The organism is Paenibacillus anaericanus, from assembly GCF_003994475.1.
GTDB classification, from domain to species: domain Bacteria; phylum Bacillota; class Bacilli; order Paenibacillales; family Paenibacillaceae; genus Fontibacillus; species Fontibacillus anaericanus.
On record NZ_RZNY01000012.1, the window covers coordinates 147262 to 167115 of the forward strand.

A 19854-nucleotide genomic window follows, 5' to 3' on the forward strand; every position below is an offset into this window, starting at 1 on the left:
TGTTCGTCACCGGCTTCATAACTTAACGATCCAAGCGGTCTAAGGCCATCTTGTATCCGTCGTTGCCATAGTTGAGGCAGCGCTTCACCCGAGAGATCGTTGCTGTACTAGCCCCGGTCTCTGCTTCTATCTGATTGTACGTATTCCCTTTGCCAAGCATACGGGCTACTTCCAACCTTTGAGAGAGCGATTGAATTTCATTTACCGTGCATAGATCGTCGAAAAATACATAACATTCCTCGATGTCTTTCAAAGTAAGAATCGCTTCAAATAATTGATCAATACTCTTATCATTTAATTTCTTGAGTTGCACTGAATAATCATCCCCTACCGTTACTGTGAACACACCTTCATTGTACCCGAGTAACGTCCTCCTTTTCAAGCATTAACGGTTTCACGCATTACAGAAAGAACGTTAAAATCCGCATTTGCCCATAAAAGTCGGGACATTCGTCCATACGCCATAAGCTCCGGGCACATACAGTATAGTAATCAAATGCCTATATCAAGGAAAAGGAATGTGATCCTATGCCACATTATAATACTCCCCGGCGAAGTGCAACGCCCTCCTCATACCCATACTCGCAATATTACCCGGGAATCAATCCGTATGAATCAGATCTGTCACTCACGGCGGAATCTTCAGCTCTTACTCCCTATACCTCGCCATCTGTCGGGGGCAATACCTTCGGTGGAGCCGCTGCAGGAGCGGGAATTGCGAAAACAGCTACTGGTGGTTTATCCATCCCCAATCTCGGCGATATAAAAGGTATCGTTGACCGACTTGGTGGTATCGAAGGAATCTTGGCCACGATGGGTAAAGTACAGAAAATGATGCAAACCTTTCAGCAATTCGCTCCTATGGCCAAAATGGTCGCAGGCCTCCTACCAGGTGGCAAGGGTGGGAAACTAAAAGGTGCAGGTGCTGATGGGATCGATGAATTCAAACCTGGCCGCCGTAGAAAAAAAGGTAAAAAAGGAAGTGCTCGCCGCCGCTCAAGCTCCGGCTCCGCAGCCAGTCGCACCAAATCTAAGAAACGCCGCCGGTAAAACGGGGGCGTCTTCTTTCATTCTTAGCTTACTTAAACCAGCCGCGCTTCTTGAACCATAGAATCATCCAAGCTCCTAATAATGCCATTATTAGGAGCACCGTTGCATAACCGTAACGCCAACCAAGCTCTGGCATATTCTGAAAATTCATACCGTAGATACCCGCAATTAAAGTAAGGGGCATAAATACCGTGGTAATTACAGTTAACGTCTTCATGATACCATTCATGCGATTAGAGTTGAGCGATATGTAAGAATCTCGCAGATCAGCAGTCATTTCTCGATCGCTCTCGATCATCTCAGACAGTTTAAGCAAATGATCGTAAATATCAGCGAAATAAGCACGATGTTCCTTCTCCCCCTGAATATGTTGGGAATTGAGAATCCGATACATCATATCCCGCATCGGTACGATGGTTCTTCGTAATTTGAGCAACCTTCCCCGCAAATCAAACACTTGATTCATCAGCACTTCAACCGACTCAGAAGCCCCTTTTTTCTCCAAGTCATCCAGCTCGTCCTCAATCGAATATACACTAGGGAAATACTGATCAACTAATTTGTCGATCACCATATAGGCCGCAGCAAACGGGTCACGCGCCCAGTTCTTTCGGTCATGGGACCGTTTCTCCATGGCCTCCCAGACCTCATCAATTTCTGTTAAAGAATGATGGTGAAAAGATACCAAGTATGTACTACCGATAAATAGATTGACCTCTACCGTTGCTAGCTTATCTGGATCTAAAGCATGTAGCACCAAAAACTGATATTCTTCGTAATAGTCCACTTTAGGTCTCTGCAATACCATGAGGCAATCCTCGATTGCGAGTGGATGGAATTGGAAAAAAGTGCTAAGTTGTTCAGATTCCTCTGGTGTTGGTTCATTGAAGTCAATCCAACTCCATTTGTATTTAGCTGAATTTTTTATTTGCTCAAGTGCAATGTCTGACTCTACTTTATGATCATGCGTAACCCCTAATATCCGAATCAATTTCGCGCCCCCTGTATTCCAGCAAACATTATATCTATCTAGATTGAGCCAATGATACTTGTCATCCTCATTACCCCATTTTATCTAGACACACCAAAAAAAGCCAATCCTCATTGAATTGGCCTTCTTACTTCTGCTAGAACAATAGTTTGTAGATGATTCCGGCAAGTATGAACACAATCGGAATTGTTATCACCCATGCGATCACAATTCTGCCGGCGAGAGACCATTTTACAGCCGAGAAACGCTTCGCTGAACCTACACCTAGTATAGAAGAAGTAATTGCATGTGTTGTACTTACTGGTAATTGAATCAGTGTTGCGCCAAAAATAACCGATGCCGCAGAAATATCTGCCGCAAATCCATTAATTGGTTCGATCTTAAATATCTTTGTTCCCATGGTCTTAATAATCTTCCAACCACCGATAGAAGTACCTAGCGCCATAGCAGTTGCAGCCGATATTTTAACCCAAAGAGGAACATCCATATTATCCTGATACTTCGCAGTTACCAAAGCAAAGGTAATAATCCCCATCGCTTTCTGTGCGTCGTTCGTTCCGTGCGTAAATGATTGCAATGCTGCCGTCATAATCTGCATGGTACGAAAACCTTTATTTACGGAATGCGGGCTACGCTTAGCAAAAATCCACTTCAATATCATCATAACAATATATCCGATGGCAAAAGCAAGCAGCGGAGAAAGGAGTAATCCTTGTATAATTGTTGTAAATCCACTCCAGTTCAACTTGTCAGGACCAGCTCCAACATACACTGCCCCAGCCAAAGCTCCTATCAAAGCGTGCGATGAGGAAGATGGAATCCCAAACCACCACGTGGCAAGATTCCAGATAATTGCCGCGATTAGCGTCGCAATCAGAACCTGCAGCCCGTTGTCCAGATTGGCAGGGTTCGCAACACTGCCCCCGATCGTCTTCGCAACACCAGTAAACATCATTGCACCAAGAAAGTTCATTACTGCCGCCATCATTATTGCTGTACGGGGTTTCAATGCCCGTGTTGAAACAGCCGTTGCGATTGCGTTAGCCGTATCATGAAATCCATTAATAAAATCAAAAGCGAGCGCCAGCACGATAACAATTAATATAATTAGTATACTCGTGTCCATATCTATTTTTGCACAGATGAATTTCTCTCTCTATATTTTATCCGCGCAATTCCAACCTCCCGAATATCGATTGTAACCGAAGTTATTATTAAGAATTGCGCATGATAATGGATTCCAACATATTCGCAACATGCTCACATGCATCCGTTGTCATCTCAAGACGCTCATAAATTTCTTTTTTCTTAATTAATTCAATAGGATCTGTTACTTTTGCAAACAATTCCTTAATACAAATGCGTAGCAACTCATCTCCTTGATTCTCTAGATCATTGAGGCGAATCGTATGCTCACGGATAGCAAGTAGCTTCTTCTGAGACAGCAAATGAATTGCCTTTTGAATTTCATACGCAGAGATGCGCAAAATTTCAGCAAATTTAATAATATGCTCATCCGGTTCATTAAGGTGATACATAAAGAAACGGGATGTAGTTGCCTCCAGGCCATCAATCACATCATCTAACGTCGTAGTCAGATTCATGATGTCATCTCGTTCGATTGGCGTAATAAACGTTTTGTTTAGTTCGACGATAATCGTATGAGTATGCTCATCACAAGCAGACTCAAATTCTTTCATCTTCTTGGCAAACTCTTCCACGTTTTTAAACTCTAATACCTGCTGGGCAAAATAATCTGCTGAATGCACGATTGTATCAGCCATGTTCTCCAACGTTTGAAAAAAGATATCCTTCTTTTTCACTCGCATTTGAAATCTCCTATTCCTATAGTATGTTTGTTTATTTACACTACGTTAACATAACCTTGATTATCTTAACACAACTCCATATCTCTAGGGAATCCTGTCGCAAACATGTCACGTTAGTCTACCTATATATCCCAATAATCGGAGCAATTAACCGTATAAATAAATAATATATCCCATATATTCCTTGTATTTCATTTACTGAACTTCGATATGACTGCTAAAATCCGGACTATTCGGTACAATGTTGAAAAATGTCGTTCCAGGATAGAAGGGAACTTCTATATTATCTTTTACAAAACGAATAACATCATTCGACTTACGGATCCAACTTCCCTCAATAACTTTGCCATGTTGGAACAATAGTGCCTCTCCACCCAGTTCAAGATCGACACTAAGCCTTCCTACATCATCAAGAACCTTATGATCTGCTCCCATAACAACCACATTCGTTGTCGTTATCCCCTCACCTGTATCCAGATCCTTATGTAGTTCACCATTTACGAATCGATTGTACAGCTTAGTCTCGGGATCGTATTCGTAGGCAACTCGGTAATTCTCTAAGAGGAATTTGATCTCTACCTTATTTGCAGGATTTCCTTGCCCAGGATCATCTTCTTCGCGGAATGTATAACTAGGAACCTCAGTATCTTCAACTGCATAATTCCGCTTAGCGGCGCCTTCCATCAGTTTCTCCAAATTAGAGTATAAATTATGCGGGGCCTTACGGGTCTTGTCACGCCAGAAATAAGCGCCCGCATTCGAAATTTCATCTAGATCATCTTTATGCTGTCTTTGCAGAATTGCATATGCATCATTACTCGCACCAGCATGAACAAGGACTCCGTGATAACTCTCACCTAAATCGATCATATAAGGCCGAATACTGCGTATAGGTCCAATCCGTGTGACTTCCTCTTTCCCCTGGTAGATAGCGATTAATCGGGTGACTCCACCTTCCGCCAATACTTCATATACGATATCCGCTCCACCAAGACCCGATTGTGGGCGGGCAGCTGGTGCATTATTAATCATGACTGCTATTGGACGACGAACTACCGGTTCCTCTAGCGGAAGTCCGGTCAGTGGGGCTATGTAGGCTGGCTTTGCTGGGGTTGGTATCAGCTCCTCTTGTATATCCTCCGTTGCAAGTGGAGTCGAAGTATCAGGTACCTCTTCCTTCGGCGATCCGCATGCGGGAATGACGAGGAGACAAAGAAACAGGATCAGGGGAACAGCATGTTTAGTAAAATTCAATATTATAATTCCTCCATAATTCCATATTTTTCTTTCAGTATACGACAAAAAACACCCTTTCGGAAAGACAAGGATGTTGTGGAGTTTACATTATCATTACAAAACTCATGATATCTAATCAGATATCATTATCTCTTCCGCCGAATATCCAACAATTCAAGCTTAGGCTACCATACTGGTAGTCTTGGAATAGCTTACGGGCAGTGCGGTCAGTATCCCCCGCCCCCATAGCATATAGGAGTGGAACCAAATGCTCATTAGCATAAGCAGGCACAGCTTCACGAATGTGAGGGGCTCTCTTCTCGTATTGCATTAGAGAGCGCAAATCCCAGTTCACCAGTTGCTCTCCAATCCAATCATCGAATTCTACAGCCCAAGTCGCTGGACGTGCGTTCACCTCACCGAGTAGACGTAAGTTATGAACCAAACCGCCGCTCCCTATGACCAACACATTTTGTTCTCTAAGCCCGGACAACATCTTCCCTATCGCATATTGTTCTTCGGGCGAACGTTTGGAATCTACAGATAGCGACACCACCGGTACGTCCCCGTCTGGATACATAGCTCTAAGTACAACCCAAGCCCCATGATCAAGCCCTCTTCCTGAGGACATAGCATAAGGTAAATTGTTACTCTTAAAGATAGAGCTAATCTCTTTACTTAATTCGGGGTCACCTTGGACAGGATAGTTAATATCGTACATTTCATCAGGAAATCCGTAGAAATCATGTAGTGTCTCATGACTAGCATCCTCTGTGACATATTGTACTGGAGAATCCCAATGTGCTGAGAAAATCACAACTGCGCGCGGTTTCCTCAGGATCTCTTGTCCCAATTGTCCTAGAAATGTAGTGTACGTATTGTTTTCGATAGCCAGGGTCGGAGATCCATGTGCAATAAAAAGTGCAGGCTGAGTCATCTGAGCAAACCTCCCTAAGCCAAATTGGTTATACTCCCATTGTATCCCGATAGGAAGCGATTTACCAGATGTAGCATACGGAAGATCTGCGTTATGATCATGATTTTTTGTCAGATCATCCAATTCTGCCAATCACTCTGGATGGATTCTAGACCCCCTAGCCAATTCTTCGTCTTCTGCAATAATTGTTTCTGGTGTTCGCCATTCGAGTACGTATGATTTCCTTGAAAGATAATCTCCTTATCACAACGGCCCTCTGAACGAGTCCAGAATACTTTTTGGTACAAGAAGCCGTAATCTACAGGAATATCGTCATCGGAAGAACCATGAACGACCAGTACGTCTCCGGTAAATTTTATCGCCTCTTGAAATGGTTGATAAGTACCTAACGAATCGAAGAAAGTAGGGGTGAAACTATATCCAAGATAGTCAGCGCTACCATGTTTAACAGATGCGTCATACACTTTGCGGCCGGTTATTTTAACAATATCATTAAATGGATAACCAACAGCGGACCATAGAACCAAATTTTTCACGCGTCGGTCTCGTACTGCCGTCAGAATTGCAATCGCTCCTCCGAGACTATGACCGATTAAAGTTACACGGGTTGGGTCAATATCGCCGACACTAAGACCATAATCCAGAACAGCCCGAGTCTGAGCGATCAAGGAATCTATGCCTTCTCTTCCGTAATCACCACTGCTCTCGCCGCAGCCTATATAATCAAATCTAACAACCAGGAATCCGTCGGTAGCAAGCTCACGCGCTGTCTTCAAGAAGAGTCGATCCACACCTAACCGATTGCCTACAAAGCCATGACATATAACTACAAGCGGAACACGTTCCTTGCATCGTCCTTCCTGCTTAACATTTTGCGATGGATAATGGATACTTGCTACAATTTCCTCATTCCCATGATGAATAACAATTTGACGTTCCATCCCATTTGCCTCCCCCACTCCCGCGATGCAGGACACTATATAATATTAATCCGATAAGTTTAATGTGAATTATAAAACTTATCTTAACATCGCAGTAGGGGAAGTGTCAATCAGTTCATGTTAGGTACGCCAATGCATTCATATTAATCATATGACTCAAGAAAATACGACTGTGTCGTTTCTCTTCCTTCCCATTGTTTCATAAATTGTGAATTACTCCATTGCACTGTGCCCGAGGGATGCCCTACTTCATCTTCAAACTCCAAAGAATCTTCCTCTGATACAACTTCCTCCAGACTGCCTCTAGAATGACTATTCAGCAAATAGCGCCGGGTGAGTTCCGATTCATTGTTCATCACGATGTTTAGCCTCCACTTATCAGGTTATAAATACCTTATTTAGTCTTAGAGATATCGGCTCATTTTATTCTCCGGGTTATTACGTATAGAGGGAACTCTTGCGAAGTTGTCGAAGCATGAAGTATACTACTTCAGAAAATCTGTAATCCATCTTCACTTATAGGGGTTTTAGATCAGAACATCACCAATCAGTCCAGAAGGGGAGAAAGTTCTTGAACATACATGAAATGAAGGACGAATCAAAGAAATTAACACAACAAATGAATCCAGCTAACAAGAAATATTTTAACGAGGTGGTAAGGTATATTAGTTCCGACTCCACTACATTAACGGAAACCAAAAGCGCAGAAATTTTACGGGGATTAGCCAAACAAATCGTCAATAATCAGCAGAAGGGTATTTCAGCCCAAGATGTCTTCGGAAACGACGCTTCTGTTTATAGTAGTCAGCTTGTCGAGGACGTGTTAATGCGGAAGCCACGCACTCTGAAGGATAAGATTAAATACTACACCATGATTCCATGGGTGGCGCTAACTTGGGTATTCTTTATTTATATGATTACAGGATTTATGGGTAAATGGTTTGGAGGAGAGCTCGAGTATACGCAGATTAATACGTCCTTTCTTTTACTTGTTGCTGTAATATCGATCATTTTAATCGAAGCCGTTACACGTTTCCTTGGATCAGTGCCGGCAGAGGATGAGAAAGAGAAGAACTTATCTGCTAGGAAATTTGATCTTAAAGCCTTAGGAATATATATTGGTGCGGCAGTTCTTCTAGTTGCAGTTGGCCTTATGCTTGATCAAGTCATGCCATCCTTCACTGTGTCCCCTTGGGATAGCCTCATCGTATTTATCATAGGAGTTCTCGGGCATATTCTCATCTTTGCTCGCCGAGGCAAATAGCAAAAAGCCTATACGACGTTAACATGTCGTATGGGCTTTTTTTGTGCTTATTCGGTTTCTATTCCGAACTTCACTTTAGAATAATCTATCGGAGTTGGTGCTTTCACCTTATCAACTACAATAACCCCGTCGTATTGCTGATTTGGAATAAATCTCATTACATTAGGCCGAACCTCTTCCGCCGTTAAACCGTCTTCAGAAGCGTAGATATGCCTGAATATCCAAGCATTTTCATCATTCTTCACCTTTTGCTGGGTAAAATCAATGAAGGTATTGGTATATCCGCTCTGCATAACCAACTGTTCAAGACTCCCCTTCGTCGCTGGCTGAATAGTAAATGGTTTGTACGAAGAAATCGTGACAGACTCACCTTGGTTCATGTATAACCCGATCACATACATTTTGTCCTGCAGCTTCTGATGGAGCAACTGCCCCATACTTGTAAAACTATATATCCAGTTGCCATCTTCCTTAACCCGAATGCCCGAGGTAATCTTGGCGAGATGATCGTTATGTGCCCACAGAATGACTTTTTTCCCCGGATATAGTGTCTTCATCACCCAGTCTAGATTATCCGCCATCAGTTGGTCGCGTGAGGAGTATGCATTCGTCACGTCATTAAGTCCGCTTTTCAAAAAATCAACATGATCACTTAAAGATTTCAGGTAGATATCACAGATAAGTGGTTGATCAGGATAAATGGCTGCCAACTTTTCTGTTAGCTCTGCTCTATGCTCCTCAATAAACTTGATCACTTCTTGATACTGAGGCTCATACGTATCGATCACCTTTTGCATTTCCGTTCTGTAAGCCGGATCCTTACTACCCATCCCATATTTGTTAAGAACTTCGTAAAAGTCGGTCATCGCTTGGAGTTCAAACTGCAAAAAGTTCTTCCCTTTATCAAGGTCAAGCTTAGCGATTCCTCCGGCAATAAATTGGGTCAAATAGGAACTTGTAAACTGCATATCATATCCCGCCAAGTAAAGTGGCTTATCACCTTTTCCTTGTTGCTTGATATAATCGAATAGCTCCAGTGTTTCTTCTGAATGCCAGATAGGAAAGATCGATGAGGTCATCATGGCCTCGGGGCTGAGAGAATCCCTATTCTCATAAACAGCCGCCGCATCTCCCATCCCCGATTCAAATGCAATAACATCAAAATCCAGCTCTTCATGTAAATATTTAATCAAGCGTGTCTTGATCTCACTGTATTCCGCTACACGATGGAAGTTCTCCCCTAGACTCACAACGGTCTTATCTTTGAGCAACGGCTTGAGAAAACTTAGGTCCGAGAAATCGTCTGACTTCAATGACTTGATCTCGTGAGTATTATTCTTAAGCCAATTTGTCTGGCTCTGATCCACGGCAGCAAATGAATTAGCCGGAGCAAGTAATAACGAGAAACCTGCCACCACAGTCATCATAAACATACTTAATCGCTTATAGCTTTTCATAATCGAATTAACTCCTTATTCTATTTTCCCTATTAAACTAGGCTGTACATCGCGAATAGTGATATTAACAAATTAGACGAGGCATGAAATAACCAACCTGGAATGATGGAGCCTCCAGCCTTTTTCTGACTGATCCATCCCAAAACCCAGCCTATACCGCCAGTTAGTAAAACAACACCGATCATTCTCATTTCAAATCTACCGTTAATGGAAGACAGCATGATCGCATGTAATGAGCCAAATAAAATCGCTTGACTAAGATTAGCTATGGTAAAGCCAAATCTTGAGCAAAGCCGTTTGTTTATGAATCCACGAAATAATATTTCTTCTGAGAGTCCTGTTTGTAGGAAAGAGTAAATAATTGCAGGTATTATTGCTGAGGCACCTTGTGCAGCAAATTGAGAAGTTGCTAATTCAGGTGAGTTCGATAGTATAGGCAAAAGGAATATTATCATTAAACAACCTACGACAACAAAGCAGATATACAACCATAAAAGCTCTACTTTGTTGCGTATAATAGGTCTTGTTAGTCCTAGCCAAACAAAGAAATTTTCTTGTTTCCTACTTGTAAACAACCAAAAGATAAAGGGTATAAATGAAAAGAGCAGCACTTGAATCACTGCACTAATCAATAATGAGACAGTATTCATACTTGTTCTTTACGGTTTAGTAATAATACCGTTGCGTATACAATGAGCGCGATAAAGATCAGTTCAATTGCAACGGTGCGCCAATCGATTAGAAGTAGGCTACGATCGATCGTAAGCTGACCACCACCTGTCATATTCGTCAGCTCAACTTCCGTTCCACGTGATATAACTAGGCCCGACGCACCATTGGTTTCCCCCAGTAACTTCACTTCTAACCAGTTGAGAGCGCTCTGGATGGCGAAGAAACTGATAATCCCGATCCATCCTCCAAGTCTTCCTTTGATTGATGCACTAAGCGTACTCGCTAACATGATCGTTACGAAAAGGAAGGTATATGCCCAGAACAATTGAAACAGTACGACTAGCACATCCGGTACAGAACCTAATAGATCAGCTATCTGATCCGCACTTAAAATGCGTTCAAAATAATTGTAAATAACAATATGCAGTACCGAAATAGCAAGAAGTACAATGAACGTGATCCATCCTAGAACCAGAACGGAAAAGATGATATTACTGGAACGTTGCGGCAATAATCTCCGACTATAGGCTTTAATATTCTTTCTGTATGTTATTGCTACTAGAATGACGCTAAACGTTCCCACGAACGAATATAACACAATAGTTAATGTGAGAATGATTTTGGGGTCCCAGCCCCTGATGTTACCCATAATCGATATAATCAGTTGCAGTGCGATTAAGATAGCACCCACACTTAGAAAAGTAGTGGCATTGCGTTTCAAGTCGTATTTAAGCAGCTTCATCATTCTGCAAACACCTCTTTGAACATGTCATCTACACTTTTACCGTGTTTGATACGAATATTCTCAACTTCATCCTGCATGACAACTTGGCCATCACGGATAAAGATCACCTCATCAAAGATACGTTCAATGTCTCTGACTAGATGGGTTGATATCAGCATACTGCTGTCTTCGCTATAGAACTCTACGATGGCATCAAGAATTTTTGTGCGTGCCACAGGATCGACTCCGCCAATAGGCTCATCAAGCAAATACAACTTAGCGTTGCGGGATAAAGCAAGCGTTAATTGTAGTCTCTCGTTCATTCCCTTGGATAGTGAACTGATCCGATCCCTGGTGCTCAAGTTCATGAAATCAAGCATCTTCCGTGCCTTAGCCTCATCGAAATCGGCATAGAAGTCACGGGAGAATTCGAGGGCATCACTTACTTTCATCCATGATTCAGTTAGTGGACGATCAGGCATGAAGGAGACGATAGCCTTCGTGCTAAGTCCCACTGGAATGCCCGCTACCGAAGCTGTCCCTTGCGAGGGGCGAATCAGCCCCGCAGCGATTTTCATTAATGTTGTTTTTCCGCTTCCGTTTGTTCCGAGTAGGCCAACTATTTTACCTGCACCTATGTCGAATGTAACGTCGCGTAACGCTTTTTTGGAACCATAGGATTTAGAAATTCCTTGAAACTGCAATAAGCTTTCTTCCATTTCCATTCTCCTTATCATTTGGAGTAACTCATCCAAGTAGTATTTAGCTCTTATTCTCCGCTTCGACTGCTTCAGCCACGATGACTGCAATATCCTGATTGGAAAAACCGAGCTCTTGCATGCCATGAATAAAGCTATCCAGCAGATCTCCTGCCATTTCTTTTTTTATGGTCATAATTTTCGATTCCTCACTTGTCACATATCTTCCTAACCCGCGTCTTGTCTCGACTACATCTTCCCGTTCCAGTTCTTGAAACGTTCGTTGTATCGTGTTTGGATTAATTTGCAATTCTGCTGCAAGCTCGCGAACGGAGGGAATTTTATCTCCAGCCTTTAATTTACCGGTTACAATCTCTCTCTTGATCCTATTCATAATCTGCAAATAAATCGGTAAGTTATTATCGAATTCCATACTCACAATGTGAATTGCTCCTTTCCGCCGTTATGCCCGTTTTAGAGCATAGCTCTATGCGACATCCCGTTTTTTAAACGTAACAAAGCTTGCTCCAAGAAACAATACCATATATACAGCAATTACAATAAGTGAGAAATTCATCGTCATCCCTTTAAATGGCGCACCACCGTTACTGTATACCGACAGGTCCGCATTTGTAAAAATTATATATTTAACCACGGCGTATTTAGATAGCAACATCGTAACCAAACCCTCAAGTAGAACTATAAACATGCCTACTCCGATCGTTGCACCTGTTGATTTTGTTAGCACACCCACCATAAATGTGATCGTAACATACACGAGCGTGTATATTAGACTGTATAGGGCTCCCGTAAAGACATCGTTCCAGCCTATCTCAGCTCCACCAAAGCCAAATGCAATTCCTCCGGTGATCATGGCAACAATCCCTGTGCAAAGAAATAGAGATAATGTATACAGCACTGCTGTCACATACTTCGAAGCAAGAATTTTATTCCTACTTTGGGAGCGTATGAGTAGTAGCTTGATCGTCCCTAGACTGTACTCCTTGGTCACGATCCCCGCTGAGGCAATAATAGCCAAGAACGTGATGAACTGGCCCATGCCACTGTGAGACATGACATTGTGAATAAAGTCCAAGGTAGATACAAATTCTCCTTCTGAACCCATTCCCCCTGTCGACTCATATACTTTAGCCAAATAACCGAACAATCCCACAAAAGCGATCAAGACCGCATAAGGGATAAAGAAACTCCGTTTCTTCGACAATTTCAACCATTCGTTAATAACAAGATTTCCAAAACTACGCAATGCGGTTCCCCTCCGTCCATTTCAAGAATTCATCTTCCAGTGACTCGCGGTTCTCCTGAATCCGATAAATCGCTATCCCTTCCGTACCTAAGGCATTCACCACACGTGGGATATAGCTATCACGGACTGCCACTCTAACTTCATTCAATTCCAGAACGCAATCCAGAACTTGTATCTCCTCCATACGTTCCAGCCTTTCTTTAGCTCGCAATGCGTCATCTACACGGAAAGTAACATTCACCTTTTCTGCCGCATCAACCGGCATACTCAGTGATCTCATCGTGACTAGCTTACCTTCTTGGATGACAACAACTCGGCTACACATCTGTTCCATCTCCGATAACAAATGGCTAGAGACCAGAATCGCTATTCCTTCTTGGCTGGCGATTTGCTTCAAATAGTCCCGCATTTCCCTTATACCTGCGGGATCCAGTCCGTTCGTCGGTTCGTCTAAAATCAAGATCGATGGTTCATGTAACAAGGCTTGTGCGATACCCAGACGCTGACGCATCCCAAGCGAGTAGGCTTTAACTTTCTTATTCATCGCTTCCTCTAATCCAACAAGCTTCGTCACCGCCTTAATTCGTTCCTCTGTTATCCCCTTCGTCATCCGTTGGTATTGCTTCAAGTTGTCATAGCCGGTCATATAGGGGTAAAACTCGGGATTCTCAATAATTCCACCAATATGGGAGATCGCTTCGGCAAAATTGCTTCGAATGCTTTGCCCTTTTACGAGCACATCCCCTTCTGTCATCCCAATCAAACCAACAATCATACGAATTGTAGTTGTTTTACCTGCCCCATTCGGGCCGAGCAATCCCACAACTTCCCCTTGCCGCATATCAAATGAAAGTTGATCTACGATCACATGCTTTCCGATCTTCTTGGTTACCTTGTTAACTGAAAGAACGACTTCATGGTTCTCTTGCTTAAGTCCGTTCATAACGCACCTCTTTTGTATTAGTGTTATAGTTGAATAGTACACTAGTAACATGACATTGTAAAGATCTTTTTTTGGGAAAATAATACTTTCGGGTGCCTAAATTCAAACTCTGCAGATCATAATAAAAAGATGCTCACTCAAGTAACTGAGGAGCACCTTAACATATCCATTCATAAATCTATGATTTTCGAATTCTTCTACGCTTAAATCAACAAGTTAAACAAATTTATATCATGATTTAGCTCTTTGTATTCGATACCGCTTTTATCCATCCTGCTAATTAGCCCGTCATAATCAGCTTTGTCACTCAGCTCGATACCAACTAACGCCGGGCCGTTCTCTTTATTATGTTTCTTCGTATATTCAAACCGCGCAATATCGTCTTTGGGACCCAGTACTTGCTCCAGAAATTCACGGAGAGCACCGCTGCGCTGTGGAAAGTTAACAACGAAATAATGCTTCAATCCTTCATAAATGAGCGAGCGCTCTTTCATTTCCTGCATCCGATCGATATCGTTATTCCCGCCGCTTATAATACAAACAACCGTTTTTCCACGGATTTGATCTCGATACATATCTAGCGCAGACACAGGTAGCGCACCTGCAGGCTCAACCACAATTGCACTATCGTTATACAACTCAAGTATAGTCGTACAAGCTTTACCCTCCGGTACTTGAACAATATCATCAATTAAATCAGTACAGATCTTATAGTTCAGATCTCCTACACGTTTAACAGCTGCACCGTCAACGAATTTATCTATGCTCTCAAGCGTGACCACCTTGCCTTGCTTTAAGGCTTTAGTCATGGATGCCGCACCTGATGGTTCTACTCCGATTAATTTCGTTGTAGGACTTACCGTTTTAATATATGTACCTACCCCAGAGACCAATCCTCCGCCGCCAATCGTAACAAAGATATAGTCAGCAGGTGCATCAAGAACCTCCATAATCTCCATTCCGATCGTCCCGTTACCAGCTACGATCTTCTGATCGTCAAACGGATGAATGAATGTTCTTCCACCTTCAGTACAAGCCTTCATAGCTTCTGCATAAGCGTCATCATAAGTGTCACCTGTAAGAATAATCTCCACATGTGAGCCACCAAAACGTTTCACCTGCTTCACCTTTTGGTTTGGTGTCGTACTCGGCATATAGATTTGCCCTTGAATACTAAGTGCATTGCATGAAAATGCTACACCCTGAGCGTGATTACCTGCACTTGCGCATACAATTCCCTTCTCCATATCTTCCGGTCCAAGACTACGAATCCTATTATAGGCTCCTCTTATTTTGAAGGAACGTACGATCTGTAGATCCTCACGCTTTAAGTACACATTACATTCATATTTTGCCGATAAAGTAGGATCTAATTGCAGCGGAGTGCGTCTAACAACTTCCTTAAGAACATGATGTGCTCGTACGATATCTTCCATTCCCACCACTTGCCGTTCTCCCTTGCTCATCTCTTTCTCCTCGATTCGTATGCTTTATATAATTAATTATAAGTGCTATGTCTTAATCTAACGCCCTCACTACAAAAGGTTTCAACTTCTTCTCAATGACCGCACGCTGCGACTCAAGCTGCTCCGGTAGATCAAGTCTCCCACCTAAATCCTCTATTCTCTGATCACATTGAAATCCAGGAAGGTCTGTTGCGATCTGAAAAAGAATATTCCCAGGTTCACGGAAATACATAGCCTTGTAGAATTGTCGATCGACAATTTTGGCAGACTGCATTTCACTAGTTCCAATAAGAGAACCCCATGCTTCCAGTTCCGCGTAATCCTTGGCTCTCCAAGCGATATGATGCACCGTTCCTGCACCACCTTCACCTACTGGGATATTCTCAGCATTCAAATCTATCACATTGCCGAGCTCGCCGTCTGCCTTAAAGCGGATTAAGCCCTCTTCTGCAGCAATCTTGCGAAGTCCAAGTAAGTTCACAAGCACCCGTTCCGTACTTTTACTATTAGAGCTGAATAGAAGCGCACCAGCAAATCCTTTTATCGCAAACTCCACCGGCACTGAACTTAATGACCACCAGCTATTAGGTCCCTGCTCTCGCTCTACTAATTCAATAATTAGTCCAGAATTATCGGTAAAAGTAATATATTTTTCATCAAAACGAGTTGCTTCCATCACTTCAATTTGAAAATGCTTAAGTCTTTTTCGCCAAAAAATCAGGCTATCCTTCGGGACAGCATACACAGTAATACCGACTTGTCCGCCTCCAAGCGTCCCTTGACGGGCATCTTCTTGTGGAAAAAAACTAATGATTGTCCCTGGACTTCCGGATTCATTACCAAAATATAAATGGTGTATCTCCGGGGCATCGAAATTAACACTCTGCTTCACGAGTCTCAGTCCGAGAACCCCCGCATAAAAATCGACTGTAGCCTGCACGTCGTTGACAAATGCGGTTATATGATGAATTCCCGTTGTTACTGGCACGGTCTTTCCCCCTGAACTTTGATAATCGTTACTTGTCGTCCTATTACATTCCCTAATCACCAATCCCAATCCGGGCATCTTGTCCAAAAGAGAACTGTACCCCCTATTATAATGGAAATCACCGTGGAATTTAAAGCGCTAAAGTTCTATATTCGATTTATTCAAACCTTCATCTACAAATTGCATCTAAGTTGTGACACTATAACAATCAGGGCGCCTCTCCAGTTAAAGCCCGAAAGCTCAAATGGAGTGACGCCCTAATTGGTTTAATCCTTCTTTGGAATAAGCCGTTCGTCTGTCTTACCTTCATGATGATTGTCATAAACCAATTCTGTTAGTTCCCACTCCGTCGTTCCGAGCACCAGATCAGCAGGGAATTCCTCGCCCCTTTTTAGACATTCCTCGTGCCCTACTTCGTTAGTATATACGCCATCCACATCCACGATTTCACGGGATATTGGAGACATTTCTTTATCCTTTTTACTCATTACATGACGCCTCCCAAATTCAGAGAATGGGTGAGAATAACTCTCCATTAACATACGTCAAAATAACCTCTGTTATCCTTGGGAAGCGTCTTGGTTATACTTCCATTTTCTTCACTGGACGTAATACAGCATAACCATAACCTTCTGGAAAATGCCGCTGGTAATCTTGTTTCTGCTCTTCATCCCAGACATATCCAAGTGTCCTTGGATCAAAGTTCCAAGCTAGTTCCTCCACGGCCTGCATAACGGGCCAATTATCCTGTAAATAATGATACGGAGGATGATAGAACACGATATACTCCGAATCAGGAATTAGCTTATGCTGCATACCCTCAGGTATATCTCCAATATCATCCATTGGCACGGGAATTCCGTATAAATATCCCTTTCTCCCCTTCTCATAAAACCAACCTGCAGTTTGTCCAAGCTGGCCCAACAATGTGCGGCTAGACATGCTCTCTAATGTACCGGAAATCTCATCACAATTATGATCGTTCCCCCAAAAATCACCATAGTTATCGGTATCAATATCCCATAGACCGATAAATTTGTGGGCTGGAATAAACTCCATTTTAACCTCAACTGGTTGCACTCTAGAATTATCCATCGTATCTTGCTCCTTCATTGAATAATGATAAGGAGAGAACACTTCAGTCCTGACTTTAAGCTGAATTGGATGCTTAGACCTACGATAAACATTTGGTGAAACTCCAAACGCTTTGACGAAAGCACGTGTCATAGCTTCTTGGGAGGAGAAGCCATACATCACAGCTACATCCAAAATTCGTTCATTCGTGTCGCGGAGCTCCATAGCAACACGGCTGATACGCCGCATCCAGACATAATCCCTTAATGTCATTCCCGTGACGAGATGGAATTGCTTGGTGCAGTAATACGGTGAATAACCTAACTGCTGTGACATTTCTAGTAAAGTTGGTGTCTCACCTAAATTATCGTCTACCCAATCAATCATCAACTGCACCATCTCATTCCATTCGTACATTGTAGCTGTCACTCCTCTCATCACAAATCGTAGCATACGAGCAAATATACACTTTTGATCTCACTTGCATAATGAATACAACAGTGATTCAAGAATACCCTGACATCGATAAATACTTATCAGGAAATTCTCCAGCTAATAGATAAATATCCTTCTCGGAAAAGAGTTTAACTGGAATTTCTCCATCTGATTCGATACTTGAAGCTATTACGTGAAGAATCAGCCTCAATTAGCTGGAGTTTTTCCAGTTAGATAGCTGAAAATGGTACCACTCACAAACTTAACAGGAGATTTTCTAGCTAAATAAATAACAGCATCATCTGGGAGTCTAAACACTCTTACAGGTAGCTCTAAATAGAAAAAGACCTTCACAACTACGACTATCGTAGAAATGAAGGTCCTCAAATGTGTACTCTATACTAAGGCTTTAGCCGCAATATCACTGCGATTGTGCTTGCCTTCGAATGTAATGCCTTCAGCTATAGCATAAGCGTTCTTGCGTGCGGCGGCAATGTCTTGTCCTATGCCCACAACGCCAAGGACGCGTCCACCGTCTGTAACCCATTCGTCGTCTGCATTCTTTGCCGTACCGGCATGGAATACAAGCGCATCCTTCGCTTTCTCAAGCCCTGAGATCGGTAATCCTGTCGGATAGGAAGCGGGATATCCACCGGAAGCGAGCACTACGCATACAGCTGCTTCATCGCTCCACTCAATCTCGACCTGATCCAGTGTGCCGTTTACAGCAGCCAAGAAAATTTCCAACAAGTCGCTCTTCAAGCGCGGTAGAACCACCTGTGTCTCCGGGTCGCCAAACCGAGCATTAAACTCGATTGTCTTGGGCTTACCATCAGGTGAGATCATCAGACCTGCGAATAGAATACCACGGAAATGACGTCCTTCCGTAACCATTGCTTTGGCTGTCGGCTTGATAATTGTTTCGATAGCTTCTTCAATAATGCTATCTGCAATGTGAGGTAGCGGGGAGTAGGTTCCCATACCACCTGTATTTGGACCTTGATCCGCATCATAGACCTGCTTGTGATCCTGCGCAGCTGCCATCGGACGAACCGTCTCTCCATCAACAAAGGCCAGAATAGACATCTCTTGACCTGCTAGGAACTCCTCGATAACGACCTGGGCACCGGATTCACCAAAAACCTTATTCACCATGATATCTTTTAAGGCAGATTCGGCTTGCTCGGAGGTAAATGCAACCGTTACACCTTTACCAGCAGCCAGCCCATCTGCTTTGATAACTATCGGCAGAGGTTGGCTCTGTAAATATTTCAGCGCCGCCTCATATTGATCAAACTTCTCGTAAGCCGCTGTCGGAATATCGTATTTCTTCAGCAAATCCTTCATGAACGTCTTACTTCCTTCAATATACGCCGCATTCTTGCGCGGTCCAAATACCGGAATATCCTTAGCTTCAAAAGCATCTACAATTCCATCCACAAGTGGATCGTCAGGACCAACGACAACAAGCCCAACTTTCTTCTCCTGTGCGAAAGCTGTCAGTCGGTCGAACTCGTTCACCTGAATAGGTACAATCTCCGCAATTTCGCCAATTCCAGCATTACCTGGCGCACAATAAATTACTCCTGCATTCGGACTTTTGGCTAATGCCCAGCAAATTGCATGTTCGCGGCCTCCGCCACCAATCACTAAAATATCCATTGTTTCCCCCTTTGCTTCCTAGCAAGAAACGGCAGGACGTCTGCAAGAATGATTAGCGGAGACATGATTCGCACACGTCCCCACTCACCTTACTTATTAACGGTCCTGCCGCCCTATTATAGTTGAACTAATCATTGTGATTATAGGCTCCGTGAGCGAAAAGTTCTTACGATCGCTGTTGTCCCCAAATTTCTTGATTGAATTATTATAAAGGTTGAAA

22 protein-coding genes and 1 pseudogene are annotated in these 19854 nt (G+C 42.8%); 3 read left to right on the forward strand and 20 right to left on the reverse strand.

Features of this window, described 5'->3' with window-relative positions:
* Positions 1-22: 22 nt before the first annotated feature.
* Positions 23-313 carry a YerC/YecD family TrpR-related protein gene (locus EJP82_RS15535; RefSeq protein ID WP_127192975.1) on the reverse strand — a complete coding sequence of 97 codons (291 nt, stop codon included), beginning with the start codon at positions 311-313 and terminating at the stop codon, positions 23-25.
* Positions 314-528: 215 nt separating this feature from the next.
* Here EJP82_RS15535 and EJP82_RS15540 point away from each other — a divergent pair, with 215 nt between their 5' ends.
* Positions 529-1050: a hypothetical protein gene (locus tag EJP82_RS15540; RefSeq protein WP_127192976.1), complete on the forward strand. Its 522-nt coding sequence runs from the start codon at positions 529-531 to the stop codon at positions 1048-1050.
* Between the two features lie 28 nt (positions 1051-1078).
* Here the strand turns inward: EJP82_RS15540 and corA are convergent, their stop codons facing one another.
* The 5 genes from corA to EJP82_RS15565 all read right to left on the reverse strand — a co-directional run bounded on the left by corA (position 1079) and on the right by EJP82_RS15565 (position 6043).
* A complete protein-coding gene (gene corA / locus EJP82_RS15545) occupies positions 1079-2041 on the reverse strand; it encodes a magnesium/cobalt transporter CorA (protein ID WP_127192977.1) in 963 nt (320 codons plus the stop codon).
* Between the two features lie 136 nt (positions 2042-2177).
* Entirely contained in the window at positions 2178-3167 is a 990-nt protein-coding gene (locus EJP82_RS15550) for an inorganic phosphate transporter (RefSeq protein ID WP_127192978.1), read from the reverse strand.
* Between the two features lie 88 nt (positions 3168-3255).
* On the reverse strand, positions 3256-3870 hold the full coding sequence (locus EJP82_RS15555) for a DUF47 domain-containing protein (protein WP_127192979.1): 615 nt from the start codon (positions 3868-3870) through the stop codon (positions 3256-3258).
* A 195-nt stretch (positions 3871-4065) separates the two neighbouring features.
* On the reverse strand, positions 4066-5124 hold the full coding sequence (locus EJP82_RS15560; protein WP_127192980.1) for a DUF3048 domain-containing protein: 1059 nt from the start codon (positions 5122-5124) through the stop codon (positions 4066-4068).
* A gap of 118 nt (positions 5125-5242) precedes the next feature.
* Entirely contained in the window at positions 5243-6043 is an 801-nt protein-coding gene (locus EJP82_RS15565; RefSeq protein WP_127192981.1) for a dioxygenase family protein, read from the reverse strand.
* 99 nt (positions 6044-6142) lie between these two features.
* Here EJP82_RS15565 and EJP82_RS28870 point away from each other — a divergent pair, with 99 nt between their 5' ends.
* Positions 6143-6262, forward strand: coding sequence for a hypothetical protein (locus tag EJP82_RS28870; protein WP_425464350.1), 120 nt, complete (start codon positions 6143-6145; stop codon positions 6260-6262).
* Here EJP82_RS28870 and EJP82_RS15575 read toward each other — a convergent pair.
* Positions 6214-6984 (reverse strand): annotated as a pseudogene (locus EJP82_RS15575) (alpha/beta hydrolase); the annotation flags it as partial. The gene EJP82_RS28870 and the pseudogene EJP82_RS15575 sit on opposite strands and share 49 nt — an antisense overlap.
* 143 nt (positions 6985-7127) lie before the next feature.
* On the reverse strand, positions 7128-7343 hold the full coding sequence (locus EJP82_RS15580) for a hypothetical protein (RefSeq protein WP_127192984.1): 216 nt from the start codon (positions 7341-7343) through the stop codon (positions 7128-7130).
* Between the two features lie 212 nt (positions 7344-7555).
* Between EJP82_RS15580 and EJP82_RS15585 the strand changes: the two genes are divergently transcribed.
* Positions 7556-8248, forward strand: coding sequence for a DUF1129 family protein (locus EJP82_RS15585; protein ID WP_127192985.1), 693 nt, complete (start codon positions 7556-7558; stop codon positions 8246-8248).
* A gap of 47 nt (positions 8249-8295) precedes the next feature.
* On the opposite strand, the gene EJP82_RS15590 is transcribed toward EJP82_RS15585, so the two are convergent.
* From EJP82_RS15590 to purD, 12 genes are all read right to left on the reverse strand, one after another.
* Positions 8296-9705, reverse strand: a complete 1410-nt coding sequence (locus EJP82_RS15590; protein WP_127192986.1) for an erythromycin esterase family protein — start codon at positions 9703-9705, stop codon at positions 8296-8298.
* Between the two features lie 32 nt (positions 9706-9737).
* Positions 9738-10160 (reverse strand): CPBP family intramembrane glutamic endopeptidase, encoded by a 423-nt coding sequence (locus tag EJP82_RS15595; RefSeq protein ID WP_211350117.1) that lies wholly within the window; start codon positions 10158-10160, stop codon positions 9738-9740.
* 191 nt (positions 10161-10351) lie between these two features.
* On the reverse strand, positions 10352-11122 hold the full coding sequence (locus tag EJP82_RS15600; RefSeq protein ID WP_127192987.1) for a hypothetical protein: 771 nt from the start codon (positions 11120-11122) through the stop codon (positions 10352-10354).
* The gene (locus EJP82_RS15605) at positions 11119-11820 is read right to left on the reverse strand and encodes an ABC transporter ATP-binding protein (RefSeq protein ID WP_127192988.1); all 702 of its coding nucleotides are present in this window, start codon (positions 11818-11820) and stop codon (positions 11119-11121) included. Before EJP82_RS15605 ends, EJP82_RS15600 begins: the two co-directional genes overlap by 4 nt.
* A gap of 43 nt (positions 11821-11863) precedes the next feature.
* Positions 11864-12238 (reverse strand): GntR family transcriptional regulator, encoded by a 375-nt coding sequence (locus tag EJP82_RS15610; RefSeq protein ID WP_127192989.1) that lies wholly within the window; start codon positions 12236-12238, stop codon positions 11864-11866.
* 48 nt (positions 12239-12286) lie between these two features.
* On the reverse strand, positions 12287-13066 hold the full coding sequence (locus tag EJP82_RS15615) for an ABC transporter permease (protein ID WP_127192990.1): 780 nt from the start codon (positions 13064-13066) through the stop codon (positions 12287-12289).
* Positions 13059-14009 carry an ABC transporter ATP-binding protein gene (locus tag EJP82_RS15620; protein ID WP_127192991.1) on the reverse strand — a complete coding sequence of 317 codons (951 nt, stop codon included), beginning with the start codon at positions 14007-14009 and terminating at the stop codon, positions 13059-13061. The genes EJP82_RS15615 and EJP82_RS15620 overlap by 8 nt, the downstream gene beginning before the upstream one ends.
* Before the next feature lie 203 nt (positions 14010-14212).
* Positions 14213-15475 (reverse strand): threonine ammonia-lyase IlvA, encoded by a 1263-nt coding sequence (ilvA, locus tag EJP82_RS15625; RefSeq protein ID WP_127192992.1) that lies wholly within the window; start codon positions 15473-15475, stop codon positions 14213-14215.
* Positions 15476-15527: 52 nt separating this feature from the next.
* Entirely contained in the window at positions 15528-16463 is a 936-nt protein-coding gene (locus EJP82_RS15630) for a VOC family protein (protein WP_246054173.1), read from the reverse strand.
* Positions 16464-16729: 266 nt separating this feature from the next.
* Positions 16730-16951: a hypothetical protein gene (locus EJP82_RS15635; protein ID WP_127192993.1), complete on the reverse strand. Its 222-nt coding sequence runs from the start codon at positions 16949-16951 to the stop codon at positions 16730-16732.
* A 94-nt stretch (positions 16952-17045) separates the two neighbouring features.
* A complete protein-coding gene (locus EJP82_RS15640; RefSeq protein ID WP_127192994.1) occupies positions 17046-17954 on the reverse strand; it encodes an AraC family transcriptional regulator in 909 nt (302 codons plus the stop codon).
* A 414-nt stretch (positions 17955-18368) separates the two neighbouring features.
* A complete protein-coding gene (gene purD / locus EJP82_RS15645; RefSeq protein WP_127192995.1) occupies positions 18369-19634 on the reverse strand; it encodes a phosphoribosylamine--glycine ligase in 1266 nt (421 codons plus the stop codon).
* Positions 19635-19854: the final 220 nt, after the last annotated feature.